Source organism: Streptomyces tauricus, assembly GCF_014650955.1.
Classification (GTDB): Bacteria; Actinomycetota; Actinomycetes; order Streptomycetales; family Streptomycetaceae; genus Streptomyces; species Streptomyces tauricus.
In genome coordinates, this window is the sequence record NZ_BMVY01000095.1 from 1 (window position 1) to 1,622 (window position 1,622).

Annotated in this window: 1 protein-coding gene; it reads right to left on the reverse strand. The window is 66.3% G+C overall.

Features of this window, described 5'->3' with window-relative positions; translation table 11 throughout:
• Positions 1–1,569: IS4 family transposase (locus tag IE278_RS41705; RefSeq protein ID WP_246571858.1), on the reverse strand; the 1,569-nt coding region annotated here is incomplete at its 3' end.
• Positions 1,570–1,622 lie beyond the last annotated feature (53 nt).

The window sequence follows — 1,622 nt, forward strand, 5'->3', positions numbered from 1 at the left end:
GGTGCATGGTGCGGTGCGGATGAGTCGGTTGTTGCGGGTCCAGTAGCAGAGTTGTGCAGTGAGGCTTTTGATGGATGGCGTGGTGGTGAGGCCGAGGCGGTGTGCGATGTCTTTGGTGTGCATGGGTTGATTCGCGTTCGCCGCCAGGATTCGGCAGACCTGTTCCCAGCGCCTGGAGGTTGTCTGGCTCGGGGCTTGTGTGCCGGGAAGGGCCGGCGGGTGGACGGTGATCTCGATGGCGCTGATCGGTGTGCTGGCGCGGGGGCGTCCGTCGCGGTTCCAGGTGTGGTAGCGGGAGATGCCGCTTTTGACGATGCGGGTGGACAGCCGCATCCGGCGCCTGGGAAGCAGCGTGCGCAGGATGCGGGTGCCGATGTGTCCGACCAGGTCGGAGTAGTTGTTCGGTCCGGCTGTCGGGAGCGTTCCGGTGAGGCTGATGACGGTGTCGCGGGCTGCCTCCAGGGCGGCGGTGAAGCCGGCCCGGTCAGGGTCGCAGCCGGGTTCGGTCTCCACCGCGGTCACCATGATCGAGCGCAGTGCCTGGTAGAGGGTGAGCAGTGCCCACATTTCCTGGGTGAGACCGACCGGGTCCTTCGACCGCAGCACCCGACCTTGAAGGAGGGTGTGGCGCAGTGCCAGGTAAGACGTCTCGATCTCCCAGCGTTCGTGGTAGAGGCGCATCAAGTGGGTGGCGGGATCAGTGCGGTGGTCGCAGAGTGTGGTCAGCAGGCGGTAGGTGTCGCCGAACGTGCTGCCGTCGACGGTGCGTGCTTGGACCTTGGCCTCGATCACTCGCAGTGAAAGGCTGCCGATGCGGGTGAGGTAGGAGCCGTCGGGCAGCAGGGCCAGCACCGGTGGGCGTCGTGTGCTGGTGCAGCGCACCAGGAACTGTGCCCCCTGCCGTGTGATGGCCGCCAGGAGCTCGTTGCCGTCGAACGCTCGGTCGGCCAGAAGGAGCATGTCCGGGGTGAGGTGGCCGGTCAGTTCCCGGGCATAGTCGCTCTCGGCTCTGGCAGGGGGACCGAAGACTGCTGCGATCAGGCCGCGGGTGCCTGTCTCGCACAGGGTCATCAGCATCAGCCGGGGGTATCCCGCCGGGCCGTGGCGTCGTACGGTGCGTCCGAGCCAGGACCTGTTGCGCTCATGGTCGGGGACCGACAGGCTTCCGCATCCGTCGAATGCGACCGTGCGCCAATGCCGGTAGCGCACTCCAGGGGTTGAAGGCTGGGCCAGCGGGCCCGCCAGCACTTCGAAGAGCCGCCGCAGCGGAGCGACACCCACTCGCCGACGCAGATCGCGAAGTGCCTTCTCGGACGGCTGGGGCACGTTGGCGTTCAGTCCGGCTACGAGTTTGTCCCACACCAGCTGGGCACCCAGATGCTCGAACAGGCCGAGAGCCAGGACGAAGTAGACCCCGACTCGGGATGGCAGACTCCGCAGTCGTTTCTCGCGAGTTCCGGTCTCCTCCACCACCGCATCCACCAGCTCCGGTGGGATGACTTGAGTTAACTCGCCGATGTGACCGGGCGCGAACACGTCACTGGTGCCGCCCGTGACAAACTGGGCCACAGGGCCTCTGCTCTCTCAGGAAGATCTTGGTCGATCCCCTGGATAGCAGAGGT